The 18,920-nt window shown below is 55.3% G+C and carries 20 protein-coding genes; all 20 read right to left on the bottom strand.

Annotation, left to right across the window (positions count from 1 at the left end; translation table 11 throughout):
- Nucleotides 1-3 precede the first annotated feature (3 nt).
- Nucleotides 4-1,053 carry a hydrogenase expression/formation protein HypE gene (hypE, locus tag BEN30_RS13245; protein ID WP_069958802.1) on the bottom strand — a complete coding sequence of 350 codons (1,050 nt, stop codon included), beginning with the start codon at nt 1,051-1,053 and terminating at the stop codon, nt 4-6.
- Complete coding sequence (gene hypD / locus BEN30_RS13240; RefSeq protein WP_069958801.1) at nt 1,050-2,204, bottom strand: hydrogenase formation protein HypD; 1,155 nt, start codon at nt 2,202-2,204, stop codon at nt 1,050-1,052. Before hypD ends, hypE begins: the two co-directional genes overlap by 4 nt.
- Nucleotides 2,201-2,443, bottom strand: coding sequence for a HypC/HybG/HupF family hydrogenase formation chaperone (locus tag BEN30_RS13235; protein ID WP_069958800.1), 243 nt, complete (start codon nt 2,441-2,443; stop codon nt 2,201-2,203). The genes hypD and BEN30_RS13235 overlap by 4 nt, the downstream gene beginning before the upstream one ends.
- A gap of 3 nt (nt 2,444-2,446) precedes the next feature.
- A complete protein-coding gene (gene hypB, locus BEN30_RS13230; RefSeq protein WP_069958799.1) occupies nt 2,447-3,358 on the bottom strand; it encodes a hydrogenase nickel incorporation protein HypB in 912 nt (303 codons plus the stop codon).
- Nucleotides 3,358-3,699: a hydrogenase maturation nickel metallochaperone HypA gene (gene hypA, locus BEN30_RS13225; protein ID WP_069958798.1), complete on the bottom strand. Its 342-nt coding sequence runs from the start codon at nt 3,697-3,699 to the stop codon at nt 3,358-3,360. Before hypA ends, hypB begins: the two co-directional genes overlap by 1 nt.
- Nucleotides 3,699-4,862 carry a nickel-dependent hydrogenase large subunit gene (locus BEN30_RS13220; protein ID WP_069958797.1) on the bottom strand — a complete coding sequence of 388 codons (1,164 nt, stop codon included), beginning with the start codon at nt 4,860-4,862 and terminating at the stop codon, nt 3,699-3,701. The genes hypA and BEN30_RS13220 overlap by 1 nt, the downstream gene beginning before the upstream one ends.
- A gap of 108 nt (nt 4,863-4,970) precedes the next feature.
- Nucleotides 4,971-5,576 carry a [NiFe]-hydrogenase assembly chaperone HybE gene (gene hybE / locus BEN30_RS13215; RefSeq protein ID WP_069958796.1) on the bottom strand — a complete coding sequence of 202 codons (606 nt, stop codon included), beginning with the start codon at nt 5,574-5,576 and terminating at the stop codon, nt 4,971-4,973.
- 16 nt (nt 5,577-5,592) lie between these two features.
- On the bottom strand, nt 5,593-5,853 hold the full coding sequence (locus BEN30_RS13210) for a HypC/HybG/HupF family hydrogenase formation chaperone (RefSeq protein ID WP_170827061.1): 261 nt from the start codon (nt 5,851-5,853) through the stop codon (nt 5,593-5,595).
- A 2-nt stretch (nt 5,854-5,855) separates the two neighbouring features.
- Nucleotides 5,856-6,434, bottom strand: coding sequence for a HyaD/HybD family hydrogenase maturation endopeptidase (locus tag BEN30_RS13205; protein ID WP_069958794.1), 579 nt, complete (start codon nt 6,432-6,434; stop codon nt 5,856-5,858).
- A complete protein-coding gene (locus BEN30_RS13200) occupies nt 6,431-8,134 on the bottom strand; it encodes a nickel-dependent hydrogenase large subunit (protein ID WP_069958793.1) in 1,704 nt (567 codons plus the stop codon). Before BEN30_RS13200 ends, BEN30_RS13205 begins: the two co-directional genes overlap by 4 nt.
- A gap of 25 nt (nt 8,135-8,159) precedes the next feature.
- Nucleotides 8,160-9,299, bottom strand: a complete 1,140-nt coding sequence (gene hybB, locus BEN30_RS13195) for a Ni/Fe-hydrogenase cytochrome b subunit (protein ID WP_069958792.1) — start codon at nt 9,297-9,299, stop codon at nt 8,160-8,162.
- Nucleotides 9,296-10,279 carry a hydrogenase 2 operon protein HybA gene (gene hybA / locus BEN30_RS13190; RefSeq protein WP_069958791.1) on the bottom strand — a complete coding sequence of 328 codons (984 nt, stop codon included), beginning with the start codon at nt 10,277-10,279 and terminating at the stop codon, nt 9,296-9,298. Before hybA ends, hybB begins: the two co-directional genes overlap by 4 nt.
- A gap of 11 nt (nt 10,280-10,290) precedes the next feature.
- Nucleotides 10,291-11,445: a hydrogenase small subunit gene (locus BEN30_RS13185; RefSeq protein ID WP_069958790.1), complete on the bottom strand. Its 1,155-nt coding sequence runs from the start codon at nt 11,443-11,445 to the stop codon at nt 10,291-10,293.
- A 266-nt stretch (nt 11,446-11,711) separates the two neighbouring features.
- Nucleotides 11,712-13,154 (bottom strand): nickel-dependent hydrogenase large subunit, encoded by a 1,443-nt coding sequence (locus BEN30_RS13180; protein ID WP_069958789.1) that lies wholly within the window; start codon nt 13,152-13,154, stop codon nt 11,712-11,714.
- Complete coding sequence (locus tag BEN30_RS13175; RefSeq protein WP_084005546.1) at nt 13,151-14,128, bottom strand: NADH-quinone oxidoreductase subunit B family protein; 978 nt, start codon at nt 14,126-14,128, stop codon at nt 13,151-13,153. Before BEN30_RS13175 ends, BEN30_RS13180 begins: the two co-directional genes overlap by 4 nt.
- A gap of 118 nt (nt 14,129-14,246) precedes the next feature.
- A complete protein-coding gene (locus tag BEN30_RS13170; RefSeq protein WP_069958787.1) occupies nt 14,247-14,744 on the bottom strand; it encodes a ferritin family protein in 498 nt (165 codons plus the stop codon).
- A complete protein-coding gene (locus BEN30_RS13165; RefSeq protein WP_069958786.1) occupies nt 14,741-16,555 on the bottom strand; it encodes an FAD-dependent oxidoreductase in 1,815 nt (604 codons plus the stop codon). Before BEN30_RS13165 ends, BEN30_RS13170 begins: the two co-directional genes overlap by 4 nt.
- A gap of 2 nt (nt 16,556-16,557) precedes the next feature.
- Nucleotides 16,558-17,736: an NADH-quinone oxidoreductase subunit D gene (locus tag BEN30_RS13160; protein WP_084005544.1), complete on the bottom strand. Its 1,179-nt coding sequence runs from the start codon at nt 17,734-17,736 to the stop codon at nt 16,558-16,560.
- Nucleotide 17,737: 1 nt separating this feature from the next.
- On the bottom strand, nt 17,738-18,268 hold the full coding sequence (locus tag BEN30_RS13155; protein ID WP_069958785.1) for an NADH-quinone oxidoreductase subunit C: 531 nt from the start codon (nt 18,266-18,268) through the stop codon (nt 17,738-17,740).
- 6 nt (nt 18,269-18,274) lie between these two features.
- Complete coding sequence (locus BEN30_RS13150) at nt 18,275-18,916, bottom strand: NuoB/complex I 20 kDa subunit family protein (protein ID WP_084005542.1); 642 nt, start codon at nt 18,914-18,916, stop codon at nt 18,275-18,277.
- Nucleotides 18,917-18,920: the final 4 nt, after the last annotated feature.

Genomic DNA, 18,920 nt, shown 5'->3' with positions numbered 1-18,920 from the left:
GGTCTAACAAATCCTGGGCAGTTGTTCACCCGATAGCCAATCGACCATGCGTTCGCCGCCAAACGCGGTTTTCATACGCACAAAATTGCGTTCATCGGCCACCACCTCGCCAATCACGGCGGCGTCCTGACCTAAAGGATGGGCGCGCATCAGGGCCACCAAATCATCCGCCGCTTCGGGCGCGATAATGGCGATAAGCTTGCCTTCGTTGGCGACGTTCAGTGGGTCCAAGCCTAACAGCTCACACGCGGCAACGACTTGGGGTTTCAACGGCACGTCCGCCTCACGAATGCACATACCGACGTTCGATTGTTCGGCCAGTTCGTTCAAGGTCGCCGCCAGACCGCCACGGGTGGGATCGCGCATGCACCGAAGTGCCGCGCCGTGACCCGCCACCATGTCCGCAATCAGGGTGTGCAAAGCGGCTGAATCTGATTCGATTTCAACTTCAAACGACAAATTTTCCCGCTTCGACATCACCGCGACACCGTGATCGCCCAGGGTTCCACTAACAATGATTTTATCACCCACCCGCGCTTTGTCGCCGGACAGCTCCAAACCCTTGGGCACAACGCCGACCCCCGCCGTGGTGATGAACACGCCGTCGGCCATGCCCTTGTTCACCACCTTGGTATCGCCGGTGATGATGGGCACGCCAGCCGCCCGCGAAGCGGCCCCCATGCTGTCGACAATGCGTTTCAGGTCGGCTAACGGAAAACCTTCTTCGATGATAAATCCGGCGGATAGATATAGCGGCTTGGCGCCCGAAAGCGCAACATCGTTGACGGTGCCGTGCACGGCCAGGGAACCTATATCGCCGCCGGGGAAAAACATCGGTGTAATCACATAGCCATCTGTGCTCATCACCATGCGACCTTCGCCAACATCAAAGGCTGACTGATCGTTGCCTTGGGCCAAAAAGTCATTGTCGAACGCATTTTTAAAGATCACTTCGATCAAATCGTTCATCGCCCGCCCGCCCGCACCGTGGGTCAAATTGACCCGGCCCGATTTGATGTCCAGCTTGGCTTTGCGCGTTTTCATGTTGTTCATGCTCGTGCCTTGTTATTGTCGGCCTTATCTTCATCGCGAAAACGCCCATAGGTCCAATGCGCAGCACAGGAACCTTCGGACGAGACCATACACGATCCCATCGGGGTGTCGGGCGTACACGCGGTTCCGAACAGTTTGCAGTCGGTGGGCTTTTTGACGCCCCGCAAAATCGCCCCGCAATCGCACGCCGGGTTATCTGGGGTGGGCACATAGGTCATCGAAAACAAGCGCTCCGCATCAAATTCGCTGTAGCTATCCTTGATCCGCAGCGCGCTGTAAGGGACTTCGCCCAAGCCCCGCCATTCAAAGGTTTTACGCAATTCAAACACGTCCGCCACATCGCGTTTGGCGTGTTCATTGCCGTGGCGTTTGACCGCGCGGGAAAATTCGTTTTCAACCAAATTGGTGCCCGCGTTGACTTGGCGCACCAACATCAAGATCGCTTGAATCATGTCCAACGGCTCAAACCCGGCGACCACCACGGGGCTGTGAAATTCTTCCGCGAAATATTCATAAGGCTGGGTGCCGATGACGGTGCTGACGTGGGCCGGACCGACAAACCCGTCCAACTGCACCGTGCCCAGTTCCCGCACGTCGGGGCTTTCCAAAATATTTTGAATGGCCGCCGGTGTCAGCACATGATTGCAAAAGACTGAAAAGTTTTTCAGTTTCTTTTTCGCCGCCACCTTGATTGCCAACGCCGTCGGCGGCGTCGTGGTTTCAAATCCGATGGCAAAAAACACCACCCGGCGTTCCGGTTCTTGTTCGGCGATCTTCAACGCATCCAAAGTCGAATACACCATGCGAATGTCGGACCCGTCCGCCTTGGCTTGCAGCAGACTGCGGCGCTTGGACGCGGGGACACGCATCAAGTCACCATAGGTGCACAAGGTGACATTTTCACGCGACGCCAATTCAATGGCCTGATCGATGCGCCCCACGGGCAAAACGCACACGGGACAACCGGGACCGTGAATCATGTGCACATTGTCGGGCAACATATCGGCAATGCCGTACCGGGAAATCGCATGGGTATGTCCGCCGCAAAACTCCATGAAGGAGTAGTGACGTTTTGGATCGGCTTCCGCACGAATGCTGGCAGCTATCTTCGCCCCCAATTTACCATCGCGAAATTCGTCAACGTACTTCATGACGTGACCGCCGCCAGCGCGCCTGCAGCTTGCATTTCATCGAACAGCGCCAACGTCTTTTGCGCTTCTTCCGGGTCAATCACCGACAACGCATAACCGACATGGACAATCACGTAATCGCCCTCCACCACATCCGGCGTCAGTGCGATGGAGATGTCTTTGAGCACCCCATCCAAATCGACTTTTGCCATGTCATCGCCAAGGCGTTCTTTGACCCGGGCCGGAATTGCCAGACACATGCGCTAAGCCTCCTTTGATTGGGTTTGGGTGGCTTCGGATTTGATCCAAGCATACCAGTCATCCAAACCTTCGCCGGACGTGGCCGACACTTGCAGCACACGAATATCCGGATTGACGCGTCGGGCGTTTTCAATGCAGAGATCCACGTCGAAATTCAAGTACGGCAACAGATCAATCTTGTTCAACAGCATCAACCCCGCCGCATGAAACATATCGGGATATTTCAGCGGCTTATCTTCACCTTCGGTCACCGACAAAATCACAACTTTGAGTTTTTCCCCCAAATCAAAACCCGCCGGGCACACCAAGTTGCCGACGTTTTCAATGAACAACAGACTGTTTTTTTCAGGAGCCAGGGACTCCAAGGCGCGACCGACCATGTGGCCGTCCAAGTGACAGCCCTTTCCAGTGTTGACCTGCACGGCCTTGGCCCCGGTGGCGCGAATGCGTTCGGCATCGTTGGCGGTTTGTTGGTCGCCCTCGATCACGGTGATGGGCACATCGCCCTTTAAGTCGGTGATGGTGCGCGCCAGCAAGGTCGTTTTACCGGAACCGGGGCTGGAGACAAAGTTCAAAGCCAGAATACCCAGCGCCTTCAAGTAGCCGCGATTTTCAGCCGCGTAAGCATCATTTTTCGACAAGATATCTTGTTCGATTTGAACCATGCGGCTTTGGCTCAGACCTGGAGCATGGGCATGCGCCGGCCCCTGCCCATAATCGTGATTGTGACCATGATGATGCTGTTCATGACTGTGGTCGTGACTGTGGCCATGGTCGTGATGATGATCATGGTCGTGACTATGCCCGTGGTCATGCCCGTGACTGTGGTCATGATCGTGGTCATGAGTGTGGGCATGAGGCGTCTGACCATCGATTTTGGTTTCGCCTTGGGCGCATCCACATACGTTACACATCAGTTGACCTCCAAATCTTTGATCCGCAGTTCATCGCCGCTGGTGACTTGCAGTTGAAATCCACCACATTCGGGACAAGCGTCATAACGCTGGGAAATTGGAACGGGCTTTTGACAAGGCATGCACCACGCCGTGCCGTCCACGGTGATGATTTCCAAGACGGCATTTTCCGCCAGGGAATTCTTTGTCACAACATCAAACCCAAACTTCAACGCTTCCAATTCAACCCCCGCCAGAGCGCCAATTTCCAAGCGGACCTTTTCCACAGACGTGAACTTCTGCTCGGCGGCTTGGTCTTCAATGACCTGAAGAATACCTTCGCAGATGGACAGTTCGTGCATCAGGTTATCCTCACTTCATAGGCCACACACGGGTCGATGGCGCTGATCACGGCGTCGGCCTGTGCTTTCAGGTCAGTCACATCTCCATCCGCAAACGACAACGCCTTCAGCGCTTTGGCCGCGATGCCTTGGGGGTGGAAATTCCATTCCGTCGGCGCCAAAATCCGGTATTGGTCCACTTTGCCTTTGTCCATCCACACGGCATGGGCAAGGCGACCACGAGCGGCTTCAACTTGAGCCAAGCCGATACCCTTTTCGACAGCCGTTGCGATGTCCTTGTTCAGGCCCCCTATGGTTTCACTTTTCGACGCGTCAAGCAATTGTCGCATGTGGTCAGGAATCTTGGCCAATTCCACCAACAAGGCGATCAAGCGCGTCATCAAACCCGTACCGCTTTGGGCCATCAGGTCGCGGATCACGCTCTCTTGGGCTTGGCGCGCCAACGGGGTCGTCTCATAAGAATGCCCCTGCCAGGTCGGGAAAGCAATAAAATCGTCTGTTTTCATGGCATTAACCAAGTCCGCCCCCTTCAACAGAGGCAGCCCATCCAGTGCGCCCGCGCCACCGATGCGCCACCACTCTTTTTGATCGATTTGCCCCAACAGAGCCGCCACATCCGTGGATTGCGCTGCGATCCACGGCGCCAGCGCTGCCGAACCTTGGCGAGCACGCCATGTACCTAAGGGCTCCCCATACACGGCGCGGGCCAAATAATCGTCTAAACGGTCAATGTGTTCCGCCAGATCGCCTGCACAATCGCCATCAGCACCTAACTTAAAAACCGAGTCCAGCGCCGCTTTCATCTGCTGGGTCATCGGCATAATGTCACCAATGCCAAACCGTTCAGAGGGACGGCCGATCATCATCACCAAGCGCAACAGGTGTTCACGCGCCGTTTCCGCCCAAACCGCTATTTCTCGCGCTGCCCGTATGGAAGGGCTCACGTGAAGGCCCAATGCGTGTTCAAAAGCCCCAACAGCGGCACACGTTTGCGCGGTTCCACAAATGCTATAGAGCGTCGGAATCAGGGCCAATACGTTTTCGGGCGTTTTCCCGGCAAACAAGGATGTGATGCGCAAGGGACGCGAAGACGCAATGCCTACGCCGAGAACCTTACCCCCTTCCACCTCGAAGCTGATATCTAGACGCCCTTCAATGCCCATAAGTCGCTATTCGCCTTCATTCCGCCCACTTGATGACACTTAGATGGTAAACCTCAGTATGGACCAAAACCAACCGAATAATCGGCGAAATCATGATAAATTGAAGCCTCAAACCAGAGGGCGTGATCCGGTCCGGACGCCACCGCTCAAAAATGCCCGGCGGCCCATTTCTTTTGGCCTGGTTTTGTCCAACGTCGTTTCACCATCTACGACAGGGTTTGCAGCGGCACATTCCTTTTTTTTGATGGATTCCATGGTTTCGCCGTCCAAGAACATGGCGAGGCGTTTTTCATCGAGTTCGTCTTCCGGATGTTCGTTTTCGACCATCAAAACTTCCAGGAAGGCCACCGCACCGGCAACGGCATGGGGCTGATGTTCAAAGTCGTTCATCGGTGAATGCAGGGCAAAACCGTAAAAAGGACCGACACCGTCAATTTCATTGGCCATAAAGTCGTAGGCACGTGCCGGAAAGGTGAAGGACCGCTTGGTTCCCACAGTGACGTTGCTCCAATCTTCGTCATCGCCCGGGAACACCGCCAGGGTCATCAGCCACGGCGTCACGATGATGCCAACAACACGGCCGTCGTGTTCCATGAATCCCACCGTTTCAACCTCCAGCATGGTATTGACGATGGGAAGCCCCGTCATGTTTTCACGAAGGATGACGTCAAAGGCTTGTTGAACGTCTATGGCGAGTTGCTCCGGTGATTTCATGATTGACTCTCTTGCTTTACAGGTTGGCGATATCGGGGAAATAGCGGTCGACGTCAATCGTCTCTTCGCCGTTCATGATGGCGGTTAACCCATCCAGCGCTGAATTGATTTGGGCGGCGTCTTGTTCTGAAATCACTTCGCGCGCTGAACCTAAAAAGTTCAACACCCAGGTGCCGACGGGTTGAGATCCAATCAGCATCAAGTTGACGTCCTCAATGCCATTTCGACCTTCGCCGCGGGCGACAAAATCGCCCGCTTCAACGATCTTCAGGGGCACGCCTACGCACATGATCCAGCCGCTTCCAACTTGGCCTGCTCCGCCCAATAGCACGGCAGGCATTCATCGCGTTTGGCGAACTTAACACCCAGGCTGGCAAGCTCTCTCACCAACATCGCGACCATTTCGCTCAATCCTGCTTTTGCTTCATCGCTGAGACCCAGCTTGTTTTCCAGGTGATGGGGAACCATGCCAATGATGGTGACGTGTTCCGGGGCATCGCCGCTTAAGGTCATCAAGGCCAACAGATCTGACAAACCCAGTTGATGGTTGGACAGCTTGGTTTGAAAAAACGCCGGAACTTGATCGTCGGCAATGCGCACGATGGTACCGGCGGGGGCGCCGGTATTGATCGCATCGGCGACGATCAAGTGCTTGACCCCACGCATGGGCTCAAGCAGTTCCGTGCCTGTGGTGCCGCCGTCCATAATGTCGACGCCACCGGGGCTGGACGTGATGATGAAACGGCTTTCGAGTTCTTCGATGGCGCGCACACCAACACCTTCATCTTGCATCAACACGTTGCCCATGCCGATGACCAGGATTTCACCATTGCCGTAAATTGAATAGTTCTCTGTCATAATGCTTTGACCTTCACGATTTCCTTTTGTTCCGTATCGACCATGTGAATGGCACACGCGATACACGGATCAAAGGAGTGAACGGTGCGCAACACTTCCAAGGGATTTTCCGGATCGGCCACCGGGTTGTCCATCAATGATGCTTCATAGGGTCCCGGCTCATCATTCGCATCGCGGGGTCCGGCATTCCAGGTGCTGGGCACCACGGCCTGGTAGTTTTTGATCTTACCATCTTCGATAACCACCCAATGCGACAATGCTCCGCGCGGTGCTTCGTGGAATCCAAAACCTTCAATTTCACCCTTGGGGAAGACCGGCGCGTTAAACGTGTCGGCATCGCCCGAAGCAATGTTTTCCACCAACTTGGTCCATTGATCTTTTAAGACATCGATCAACACCGCACAGCGCACCGCGCGTGCCGCGTGACGGCCAATGGTCGAATGCAGCGCCGACATGGGAATTTCAGATGCACCGGAAACCGTTTTGATCACGCCAATGGCTTGATTGAGATAGTTGGTGTAACGCTCATTGCCCGCGGCGACGGAAACCAACACGTTCGCCAACGGCCCCACTTCGGCACGCTTGCCGTAGAACGTCGGCGCTTTAACCCAAGAATATTTGCCTTCGTCCTGAAAGTCTGTGTATTGCGGATTGGTTTCGCCCTTGAACGGGTGCAAAGCCTTGTCGCCTTCATACCACGAATGCTTCGAGCTTTCCGCCACACCGTCACGGAAGTAGGAATCGTTGAAGTTGGTGATCGGTTTATAGCTGGCCAGATCGCCGTTTTCAATGTAACCGCCAACCATATCGAACTTGGTGCCTTTGGTGTCTTGCGGGCAATCGGGAACCGACAGGTAATTCATGACGCCACCGCCCAGTTTGGTCCAATCCAGGTAGAAAGCACCAATCGCCGGAACGTCCGTCAAATACGCGGATTTGACAAACGGCTCCAACTTATCAATGAAGCCTTTGACCAACATCAGACGTTCAATGTTCAGCACCGACGGCGCCTCATGGCTGATGGAATTGCTGATGCCGCCGACCGCAACGTTTTGGATGTGCGGGCTTTTGCCGCCCAAGATGGCGACGATTTTGTTGGCGTGGTTTTGGATGTCAAGCGCCTGCAAGTAGTGCGCAACGGCCAAAAGGTTCACTTCCGGCGGCAACTTCATGGCCGGGTGGCCCCAGAAACCGCTGGCGAACGGGCCCAGTTGGCCGCTGTTGACGAAGGTTTGCAGTCGTTCCTGAACGGCGCGCATTTCGTGTTCGCTGTTCATGTGCCAATCAGAGAGGCTTTCCGCCAACTTAGAGGTGGCCTTCGGATCGGCCTTCAACGCTGAAACCACATCCACCCAATCCACCGCAGACAGGTGATAAAAGTGCACGATGTGATCTTGCACGGCGTGGGCTGTCTGGATGATGTTGCGCACCAGTTGCGCATTCACCGGAATTTCCATTTGCAGCGCGTTTTCGACGGCGCGAACAGACGTGATGGCGTGCACCGTTGTGCACACGCCACAGAAGCGCTGCGTGTACATCCAGGCTTCGCGCGGGTCGCGGCCGATCAAAATCTTTTCGATGCCGCGCCACATCTGGCCCGACGACCACGCTTTGGTCACTTTCCCATTATCAACTTCCACATCAATACGCAGATGGCCTTCAATCCGGGTAATGGGGTCAACGGTAATACGTGTTGTCACGATCTTTTCTCCTTAGCCGAATGGTTCAGGCGTGTTCGCTGCGATGCAGAACAGGCATGGTTTTCACGATGATCAAATAGACCATTATTTCGATTGCAATGATGCCCAAGGTCACCATGATTTCCGGAACAGAGGGGAAGTATGAATATCCAGGTCCCGGATTGTAGGTGAATAAAAAGGCGTTAAAGCGATAAAGCGATCCGGCGAACAACATGGACACGGCGGCAATCAACAAAGCTCCACCGTTATGCCGTTTTGTTGCCGACAAAAGGACGAATGCCGGGAAGATAAACAGCGCCATTTCCAAAATGAACATCGCGCTGGAAAAATCCCCCGCAAACATCAGGCCCAATTTCCCCTGCCCCGCCAAGACGCCCAAGCGAACCAGAACAAACACAGCCATCAAGCCCACAGCGATTTTTCCCAATACACCCAACAAAGGCGTTTCAGATTTACCGCCAAAGCGGACATGAGACAGCGAGGCTTCGAAGATGACGATAGAAAAACCCATGATCAACGCACTCACCACTGCGAACAGCGGTTGGAACTGCATGGTCTGCCACAACGGATCAACCTTGTAGCCCATGGCGATCAGCAAAGATCCCAGCGATGACTGGTGCATGGTTGGCAACACAACGCCCAAAGCGATGAACAAGAACAGCACCTTGTTGAGGGCTTTGAGCAAGCCTGTTGCACCGATCTTCTCCAAGAATGCAGGCGAGAATTCAATAATCAGTACGATGATGTACAAAGCAACACACAGGCCGACTTCTAACATCACGGAATTGAAGTTCCAGTTCCAAGGCAGAAAAATATTATAAAATTGCCACCAACGGCCCATATCGAAAAACGCACCAAAACCACCCAGGGCATAGCCCAACAGACTGGCCAACAAGGCAGGGCGCACGAGGGGATGGTACTGGCCTTTGTTAAAAACATAGACGGTGAACGCCAAGGCATACCCGCCACAGGCCAAGCCCGTGCCGATCACCACATCGTAAACCACCCAAATCCCCCACGGGAACCCGCCATTGATGTTTGCCACCGCACCCATGCCGTAAACAAAACGCTGGATGATAAAATAGACACCGATGGCGGCGATCACGCTGAGGATCATAAACGGTAGCGTGAAGATCCGTCCGCCGGCTTTTTCATGCGCGCTCATGAGCCTTCTCCTTCTTCGTCGGTATTGCGTTTGACGACATAAGACAGCCCCGCCATCAAGACGGCCGGCAATGCCAGATAACTGTACAGAGAATGCTGCACCCCTTCGGCGACCGAACACGCAGACCGCTCACCCAATGGCGGCAAGCCCAGCTTGTCGAACGAAATGGCCGATATGTGCATGACGTTGGTGCCGCCCGCTTCCGTTTCCCCCCAAATGTGTTGTTTGTAGGTGGGGACACGTTTGTCGTGATAGCTGCCGGGGTTGCTCACATCGCCGCGAGGATAGGTATAGGTATCGCCGGGTTTCAATTCCATGCGACGCTTGGCTTCGGCCAGCAAGGCTTTGCGCGTGCCAAATAACGTTGCGCCCGTTGGGCACACTTCGGAACACCCTGTCAGTAGACCGTTGTCGATGCGTTCCACACCTTTCTGGTTGCACATCTGACACTTCATGATCTGCCCGAAGGGCTTGTCGTATTGGAACTGAGGCACGTTGTAGGGACACCCCGCCATGCAGTTGCGACAGCCGATGCAGGCATCAGGGTTGTACGAAACGATGCCGGTTTTTTCGTGCTGCGTCAGGGCCGTCACGGGGCAGACGGAGACACATCCCGGGTCCACACAATGCATGCAGCTGCGCTTTTCAAACGCAAAGCCGTTGTTTTCAGCGTCCTTGGTCGAACCGTCACCATTTTTATAGGTTTTGATAACGTTCAAGGTGTCACCCGATAAGTCGCGGGCTTCATCCCAGGCCCGGATTTCACTTTCCGTAACCGGGGGCATGTCGTTCACTTGTTTGCACTTGGCAACGCAGGCTTTGCAGCCAACGCACAAGGTTGAATCAAACAGCATACCGATGGCGTCTTCTTTGGGCTGAAGGTTGGGGCGTGCTTCGGCGGTGACCGGGGCCAAAGCCCCCCCTGTGAGCACCGCCGCGCCCGACTGTAAGCTTCCTTTGAGGAAATCCCTGCGTTTCATGACGCGCCCCCTTAACTGTTTTGGTCGTCGGAATTGGAACTGTCGTCAGACGCGCTCAGCTTTTTCGCCGCAACCAATGTTGCCCCGACAACCGCACCGACCGCAGCACCGCCCAACGCCGCCGCCCCCGGTGAAACACCACTTGAGCTTTGACGATCATCAATGTCGGGGAAATTGTTCGGCGGCGTATGAGTCTTCACATCCGCAAGCGCAAACATCGGCTTGTTGAAGCCGATACCTTCTTCGGAACAGCCAAAGCACGGATGGCCAACCCCGATGGGCCACACACCGCCGCCGACATTGTTAAATTCAAGGCTGGGGCAGTTGTTGTAGGTTTCCGGTCCCTTACAACCCAACTTGTACAGGCAGTGACCCAGCTTGTGACCTTCATCGCCAAACTCTGTCGCAAACCGCCCCGCATCAAAGTGCGGACGACGATAACAGTTTTCATGAATCAAACGACCATAAGCCCATTTGGGACGGTTCTGCGCATCCAACGGCGGCAGTTTGCCGAACGTCACGAAGTACAAAACCGTGCCCAAGAAGTTCGCCGGGTTTGGCGGGCAACCAGGAATGTTCACCACGGGCTTGCCCGGCAACACAGCCTGAGCACCTTTGGCCCCTGTTGGATTGGGCGATGCCGATTGAACACCACCCCAGCTGGCGCACGACCCAAACGCAACAATGGCGGCGGCGTGTTCGGCGGCTTCGCGGGTCAGGTCCAACATGGTTTCGCCGGCAATTTTGCAATAGATGCCGCCATCATTAACCGGAATGGCGCCTTCGACCACCAACAGGTACTTGCCCTTGTTGGCTTCCATGGATTTTTTCTTGATCTCTTCAACCTTGTGCCCAGCACCCGCATCCAGGGTCTGGTGGTAATCCAACGAGATCATGTCCAAAATCAGGTGCGCCAGAGACGGCTGTTCGGAGCGCAACAGCGATTCCGTTGGTCCGGTACATTCTTGTCCATGCAGCCAAATCACTGGCGGGCGCATCTTAGGCTCGGCAATCGCCTTCGCCATGGCGAACGCAGATTTTGTCGACAGCCCCAAGGACCCTGCAACGCCCATACAGAACGTTAAAAAAGTTCGGCGCGAAACGCCCAGTCTCTTTTCGACTTCAGAAAAATCAAAGCCATCCGTATCAAATTCTTTTTCAGCCATCAGGGCCTCCGTTATCAAGCGGGCGTTTCATGACCACGGCCTTTTGACAAAGCCGACGGCGCAGCACTTAGGCGGCAATACTGCAGCTTCTGTGCCAGCTTCTATTTTCCTGAAAAAACAACTTGATAGGGCGCACTTTTGTTTGACGCAAAACTGAAATAGCGCAGAACAATAAACTTAGTACCCACTATCGGATACTAAGTTTTCATCATAAAATATCGTGAAATTAGAGATATTTAGGGCAAACCGCGGCGTTCACGGCATGCCTAATGTACCGTGCACACCATGCAGGGATCAAAGGACCTGACCACGTGCTGCACGGCAACGGGGTCTTGTTCCCCGTTGCGAACGGGGGTGCCTACCAGCGCTTGTTCAAGCGGTCCCGGCAGACCACTCGCGCACCGTGGGGAAAAATTCCACGTGGTGGGCGCGATGATTTGATAGTGCGACAAATGACCGTTTTGAATCTCCAACCAGTGTCCGAGACTGCCCCGCGCCGCTTCCACAAGACCAACGCCCGCGCCGCTCTCGGGTAACGCGTCGGGCAGGCAAAACGGTTCCCCCGGCTGCAGGGCCCGAACCCAGTCTTCCAAGGCCAGAACCAGGCGGGCCGTTTCAATCAGCCGCGCAACAATACGCACCTGAACGTTGCTTTGGCCCAACTTGAGAAGGTCCCTCACCAAAGGCTGCGCATCAACGGCTTGCCGCGCCAATGCGCCGACTTCAACGGGCTTTGCATCCAGACGTGGCGCTTTGCACCACGTGTAGGCGCCGTCTTTGTTCACATCGATGTGGGCAGACGACTGGCCGGGATGCCCGCTTTCCCCTTGCATCCAAGTGCTGGTCAAATCCTCGCTCAAGGTTGCAACATCAAGGGCGTGGCCGCCTTGGGTATGGTCAAAGACACCTTGGACAAACAGCGCGCCTTCGCCCGATGCATACGCGCCAAAGCTCATCAAGGGCAAAGAGGTTTGCCCCAACGCCTCCAAGCCGCACGCCGCAGATACAGACAGAAAATGCGCAAAATCCCCGCTGGGGTGCTGATCCGCCCACGCCAACAGCGCTTGGGTATCGGCAAGGCTTATCACCGCCTCCAAGGTGTCCGCGAACAGCGTCCTTTCCAGATAAAGGCGCAGATCATGGACGATGGACAAAAGCCGCACCTTGCCCCCTTTATCCACGGACTTGGTGGACCCGCCGGGCTGGAACGCAAGGCTGTGCGGCCATTTCCCGGCCAAAATACCCATCACGTGCAAAAGGCGCTGACGTTGTTCCAACCACGCCATCGCGCCTGTGCCTTGGGTGGCCTTAAACCGCGCCGCCGTTAAATCAAACCACGCTTCGCCCGCATAAACATCGCGGGCAAAATCGGGCATGAAAAACAGATAAAAGTGGGTCAGGTGATCGGCCACATTTTCTGCCGCATGGGCGATGTTGGCCGTCAGAACGCCGTTGGGGGGCGGCGTAAGGCCAGCGACCGATCTTAACGCCGCCGCCGCCGCCAAAGATTGCGAGACCGAGCAAATGCCGCAAATGCGCGGTGCGATCACCAAAGCATCCAACGCCGGGCGCCCCTGCAAAATGGCTTCAAAACCGCGATAGAGAGGAGAGATCGCCTGTGCCTCAACGACCTGGCCGTCATGGATTTCCAAGTTGACCTCCAAGTCGCCTTCAACGCGGTTAAAGGGCCCGACCAACAGCCGTGTCATGGCTTATCCCCTTTAGCCTTTTTTGCACTGGTGTTTTTTGGGGCCGGGCGCACGGGCGGCACAATCACATGGTCGGCATGGGCATTGCGGCGCACCCGGTCCGGGGTCGCCGATTTGGAAAGCGCCGCAAGCGCAACAAACCAGGCTTTGGGCATATCGACCGGCAAGCCCACCGGGATACCCGCAAGCTTTGGAGTTTCATGATAGTTTTGGATGTTCTGAAAACCGGGAGCCGTACAGGCAATGCACGAAAAACCGCCCTTGGTGCAGGACCCTTCGCCATTCCAACCGCGCAGATTGCAATCGCCTTGGGCTTGGGTTGCGCGACAGCCTAAGTTTTCCATCAAACAACCGCGATCGGACAAGGTCGCCGCACTGGCCTTGAATTCATAAAACTCGTTGCGGTCACAGCCATGGTGCGCCAAATGGTTGGAAATAAACCGCGGCCGCCCCAGGGCATCAAGGTCTTCGCCCCTGAGATCGCCCATGGACAAGGCGCTCAACGTTTCCATGATCCACCCGGGATGCGGCGCACAGCCGGAAATGTTGATAACCGGAAGACCGGCCCCCGAGACAAAACTTTTGCCCAACAAGCCACCCACGTGGTCATCCAAGTACTGCAACCCGGTGGCTTCCGTTACGTCGCCTTTAGCGGCGGGAATGCCACCAAAGGCCGAACAGGTACCGACCGCAACAACGTAGCGCGCACGCCCTGCAAGATCGCGAACAAGATGAGCGAAGGGACGGCCAAAACTTGCCGACATTTGAAACTTACCCGACCCCTTCGGCCCGGTCATCAAGGTGCCTTCGACACACAACGCGTCCAGATGCACACGATCATTTTCAATATCGTCCAACAGGGAACGGACTTCCGAACCGGTCGCTTCGCTCAGCGCCGGATGCCATAACACGTCAATGGCGCGCCCGCGCAGTTCGTCAAAAAGGTTGCGGCTGCCCGCTTCCAAAACAGCCATGGTGCACCCGCCGCAAGACCCGGCTTGTAACCACAAAACTGTAAATGGGTCGCGCCCCAACGTGTTCTCCTATGTTTAGTAGGATAAACCTCGCATTTAGAAAGGGCCGCGTCTAGGGTCAAACACCGCCGCTGTGGATGATCTCATAGTACAGCACTTCAAGTTCGTTCTTGTGCTTGGTTTCTTCGTTGGCGAGATACTTAAACAGGTCATGGATAGGCCCCGGTTCGGTGCTGTCAGCCAAGGCGAGATACTGCTCCATGGCGGTATGTTCACGCATCAAGGCATATTGCAAAACGGTCTGGTCGTCAGGGTTTTCACCCAAATCGGGCACATGCACACAATCTGAAAACTTGCGGTCACTGGCTGGATCTTCGATTTTGATTTCCCGTGCCTCATCTAAGTCATGACGTTGGGCCAACATGGAAAACAGATCCAAGTGGCTCTGTTCTTCTTCGGCCAATTCTTCCACCAAGTAGCGGATGTGCTTGCTGACCTTGGGGGCTAAGTCGTGATAAAAATCCCGTGCGGTGCGCTCGAACTCGGTCGCCACCTCCAAGATGTCTTTCAGTTTGGTCAGGTGTTTAAGCTTTTCGTGTCCATGGCCGTGGGTCATGCCTTGACCTCCTGCTGTGCAAAAAAGCCGTGGACGCTTTTGGCCACCCGGTGACCATCGGCGACGGCGTGAACAACGTCCGGACCGTTTACACAATCCCCGCCCGACCACAGCCACGGCAAGGATGTTCGTCCATCCCCATCCACTTTAAGCCGCCCGCGGTTCCATTCCAAGGCTTCCGTCAACGCCTCGCCCAACAGGCTCACGTCAGACGCTTGACCGATGGCTTCGATGACCATTTCACCTTCGTGAAGGCATTCATCCGTTTCATCGTAACTGGGGGCAAAGCGTCCCTGATCATCGAAAATAGACACCACCCGCCACGTTTTCAAACCGCGCAGGTTACCGTTTTCGTCGATCACCATTTGCTGAGGGCCACGTGCATCTATAATCTCAATGCCTTCTTCGCCGCATTCTTTCACTTCATCGGGATCGGCCAAGAAATGGGCGCGATCTTCCAGCGCCGTCACGGTCATGTTCACTTCACCGTACGTCTGCTTTTGCAATCGCGCCACACTGCGGGCGATGTCCATGGCGACATTGCCGCCACCGATCACAACCGCGGTGCGCGGCACATCAAACGTTTTGCCGTCGGTGATGTCGCGCAACAAATCCACTGCCTTGGTCACGTTGGCATGTTCGGCCCCCGGGATGCGGGTTGAACGGCCCAGATGCAAACCAATTGCCAGCACAGTGGCATCATAGTCTTGCTTCAATTGATCCATGGTGATGCCCATGTCGTTGTTGGGGCCGATGCGGGTATTGCAGCGGATGTCCACGCCTTGGGCCTCAATCACACCGATGTCTCGATCCATAGCATCGTAAGGCAACCGATATTCGGGAATACCGTAGCGGGGCATGCCGCCGGGTTTGTTCAGGGCTTCGAAGACCACCACTTTGTGACCCATCCGCGCCAAATCAAAGGCCGCCGTTAACCCCGCAGGGCCAGAGCCCACCACCGCAACGGTTTTACCCGTCGCGGGTGCGGGCGCACCGATGATGTCGACATAGCGCTCATAGGGGACTTGGTCCGTAATGTGGCGTTTCAGCCAGCGGATCGCAATCGGGTCTCCTTCGTACTGCGCGGCACAAACCGTTTCGCACTTATGGGTACAAACCCGTCCGCACACTTGGGAAAACGGATTGGTTTCATACAGCAGTTTCAGACCAAGTTCATAATCGCCTGCACGCACGGCGGCGATATAATCGGGGATCGACATATGGGTCGGACAGGTGGCGACGCACAAGCCGCACGCCACACAACGGTCAGCCTCCAACTTGGCCTCGGCAACCGAATATCCGTTGACGATTTCGGAAAATGAATTGATCCGAACATCGGCATCAGTTTCGCCCATGGGAATGCGCGCATGCAAGTTCAGGCGGTGAGCTTCGGGGCGTTGATAACCCAACTCGGCATCGTCCCATTCTTTTTTATCGACACCCGGCGTATAGAGATAAGCATCCGCGTCCCGCTCCACCCACTGATAGGCGTTGGACATGGTCAGCGACCCGGTGGTGCAAATGTCAACGCACAGCGCGCACCAACAGCAGCGGCCATAATCAATGCGCGGACGCAGCCCGGAATCATCGCCTTGGGTGACAATGCCGTCGACCGGCAACATATCGATGGCCCCGTTCTGGCAAATCGCTTCACAGGTGCCGCAGCCGATGCATTTTTCCATATCGTTTTGATGAAAACCGCGATAGCGCGCCGAACCTGGACGATCATTGATGGGATCGGGGATCGTCACCGGATCGCGAAGGATATATTTCCACGCACTAAAGGGGGAGAGAACGTCGCGTAAGCTCATTTCTATCTCTCAATCTCGGGTGGGTAGGTGTGCAGCGAAACCATCAGCGCCGCCACGTCGGAAATGTTGACGTTGACGATCAGTCGTTCCAAAAGTGCGACGGCATGGGTGTACGATGGCCCCCGCACATTCACGCGGCGGGGATAACCGCTGCCGTCCGTGACCAGGTAATAGCCATACTCACCGCGCGAACATTCGCCCCGGATATAGGTTTCGCCACGGGGGATTTTCCAATGCAAAACATTGGGCAGCTTGGTCATCAACGGTCCGGTCTTGGGCATCTTGGCAATGATTTGGCGAACCAAGTCGATGGACACCAAAACATCACGACGGCGCACGTCTGCACGGGTGAAAATATCGGAATCGTGTCCGATCACGGGTTCAAAATCAAGCTGCGGATAAACCAGATAGGGCTGATCCTTGCGCACGTCCTTCACCACGCCAGCGGCCCGCGCATTCGGTCCGGTGACGCCATAAGGTTCCAGCAGCGCCGGGTCGATGTAACCGACACCAACGGTTCTTTTTTTGAACACCGCATTGCAGAACATCACATCATAAACGTCGCTCATGGTGCGTTCGATTTCTTGCAGCGTTTCTTCCATGCGCCCCGCAAAGCCATCGGGCAGTCCGTCGCGCACGCCGCCGGGGAGAATAAACATGTGATAGATGCGCGCGCCCGTCAGCTCTTCAAACCGGTCCAGCATCAAGTCGCGCACATAGGTGGTCCACTGACCAATAACGCCTTGGCCCAAGCTGCCCGCCTGACCGCCCAAGTACATCATATAGCTGTTGATGCGGCCCATTTCCAAGATCAAGGTGCGGATCCAGTCTGCGCGTTCCGGCGCAACAATTCCGGCCAGCTCTTCGACCGCTGCGGCGTAACAGTATTCATTGAAATCCGGTTCAGGCACGCAGATGCGACACACGATGGGGAAGCACTGAATAAAGGTGCGCCGCTCCATCAATTTTTCAAAACCACGGTGGAGGTAACCGACATGGGTCTTCGCCTCAACCACTTCGTCGCCACACACCGTCAGCTCCAGCGACATGTTGCCGGTGATGCCGGGATGCTGTGGTCCCTGCCAAAGTTTCAGATACTTGCCCGACGTCAAATCTATGTCGAGCGAGCCATCCGCTTTCTGGCTTGGGTATTGGCTGCGATCAGGTTGGTAGAGCACCATATCAAGCCCCGTCCGGGTAGAGTTGTTTTTTCATGTATTCAGCCGGGTCGTTGGTTTCGCGACCCGCCCGATGGGTGAATGTTTCGTCGGCATATTTTTTGGTATCGAACTCGCGTCGATAGGGCGGAATGTCGGTCCAGCCTTCCAAGATAAACGGATCGTGCACGCCGGGACTGTCGGGAAAATCGATGCCGAACATCTCACACAGTTCGCGCTGATATGTCGCCGCCGTCGGCCACACATCATGGACTGTCTCCATCGACGCACCGTCGCGCGCGATCATCACACGAAGCCCCAAGTCGCGCCGCTTTTTGCGATCGCTCAACAAATAGGTCAGTTGGAAAATGCCCTCTTCCATCCAGTCGACCGCCGTCAGCAGAACCAAATGGGTGAAACCTTCCAAATCGCGCAAATGCAGCAACAGCGCGCGCAGGTGTTCGCGCTCGACGGTGATAAATCCTAAGTCTTCGCGCTGGACGGTTAACTCGCCCAGTGGAAAACGTTTGTTCAGTTCTGCATACAGTGTGCGCATTATATTTTACCAGTTGTAATCGGGCATATCCCAGTCTTGGATCACCTTCTTCTGGTTTGCCTTGTACCAGTCGAAGTTTTTTGCATAGATGTTGGCGCCTTCGCCTTCCCCTGCGCGGATAATCTTTTTCAAATCTTCAAAGCCTTTCAACAAAGCTTCGGGGCGCGGCATGCAGCCTGCGATGTACAGATCAACAGGCAGATATTCATCGAGCTTCTTGATGGTGTTGTAAGAATCCCAATACATGCCGCCGTTGATGGTGCAAGATCCCAAGCCGATGACGTATTTTGGGCTTTGCATTTGTTCGTAAGAGCGGATCACGCGCTTCAGCGTCTTCACCGACAGATAGCCGGAAATGATAAACAGGTTCGATTGGCGCGGCGTCGGACGCCATTGCACGCCATAACGATAGGCATCAAAGCGAGGCGTCATCAACGGCCGCATTTCGATGGCCCCGCACCCGGTGCCAAAACCCAAAATCCAAATGGATTCAGAGCGCGCCCAGTTGAACAGGTCTTCAACAATCTTCACATACGCCGGGGGATGAACCTTGGGCGGGGCGTCGCAATAATAATCATTGAGTGGATCGACTTCGAATTCGAAGCCGTCCGGCCCGGTGATTATACGTTTTTTCAGTTCGTCTTTCATCTCA

Origin of the sequence: Magnetovibrio blakemorei (genome assembly GCF_001746755.1) — a bacterium.
Classification (GTDB): domain Bacteria; phylum Pseudomonadota; class Alphaproteobacteria; order Rhodospirillales; family Magnetovibrionaceae; genus Magnetovibrio; species Magnetovibrio blakemorei.
Note: the sequence above shows the minus strand (reverse complement) of the source record. Positions and strands in the feature narration are given on the sequence as shown.

Coding starts and splice junctions, on each gene's coding strand:
- hybE (WP_069958796.1), bottom strand. CDS start 5,576: ATGAAATCACCGGAGCAACTCGCCATAGACGTTCAACAAGCCTTTGAC.
- BEN30_RS13165 (WP_069958786.1), bottom strand. CDS start 16,555: ATGAGCTTACGCGACGTTCTCTCCCCCTTTAGTGCGTGGAAATATATC.
- BEN30_RS13180 (WP_069958789.1), bottom strand. CDS start 13,154: ATGACACGGCTGTTGGTCGGGCCCTTTAACCGCGTTGAAGGCGACTTG.
- hybA (WP_069958791.1), bottom strand. CDS start 10,279: ATGAAACGCAGGGATTTCCTCAAAGGAAGCTTACAGTCGGGCGCGGCG.
- BEN30_RS13205 (WP_069958794.1), bottom strand. CDS start 6,434: ATGACAGAGAACTATTCAATTTACGGCAATGGTGAAATCCTGGTCATC.
- BEN30_RS13170 (WP_069958787.1), bottom strand. CDS start 14,744: ATGACCCACGGCCATGGACACGAAAAGCTTAAACACCTGACCAAACTG.
- BEN30_RS13160 (WP_084005544.1), bottom strand. CDS start 17,736: ATGGTGCTCTACCAACCTGATCGCAGCCAATACCCAAGCCAGAAAGCG.
- BEN30_RS13235 (WP_069958800.1), bottom strand. CDS start 2,443: ATGTGTCTGGCAATTCCGGCCCGGGTCAAAGAACGCCTTGGCGATGAC.
- BEN30_RS13155 (WP_069958785.1), bottom strand. CDS start 18,268: ATGCGCACACTGTATGCAGAACTGAACAAACGTTTTCCACTGGGCGAG.
- hypA (WP_069958798.1), bottom strand. CDS start 3,699: ATGCACGAACTGTCCATCTGCGAAGGTATTCTTCAGGTCATTGAAGAC.
- hypD (WP_069958801.1), bottom strand. CDS start 2,204: ATGAAGTACGTTGACGAATTTCGCGATGGTAAATTGGGGGCGAAGATA.
- BEN30_RS13150 (WP_084005542.1), bottom strand. CDS start 18,916: ATGAAAGACGAACTGAAAAAACGTATAATCACCGGGCCGGACGGCTTC.
- hypB (WP_069958799.1), bottom strand. CDS start 3,358: ATGTGTAACGTATGTGGATGCGCCCAAGGCGAAACCAAAATCGATGGT.
- BEN30_RS13185 (WP_069958790.1), bottom strand. CDS start 11,445: ATGGCTGAAAAAGAATTTGATACGGATGGCTTTGATTTTTCTGAAGTC.
- BEN30_RS13175 (WP_084005546.1), bottom strand. CDS start 14,128: ATGGCTGTTTTGGAAGCGGGCAGCCGCAACCTTTTTGACGAACTGCGC.
- BEN30_RS13220 (WP_069958797.1), bottom strand. CDS start 4,862: ATGGGCATTGAAGGGCGTCTAGATATCAGCTTCGAGGTGGAAGGGGGT.
- hybB (WP_069958792.1), bottom strand. CDS start 9,299: ATGAGCGCGCATGAAAAAGCCGGCGGACGGATCTTCACGCTACCGTTT.
- hypE (WP_069958802.1), bottom strand. CDS start 1,053: ATGAACAACATGAAAACGCGCAAAGCCAAGCTGGACATCAAATCGGGC.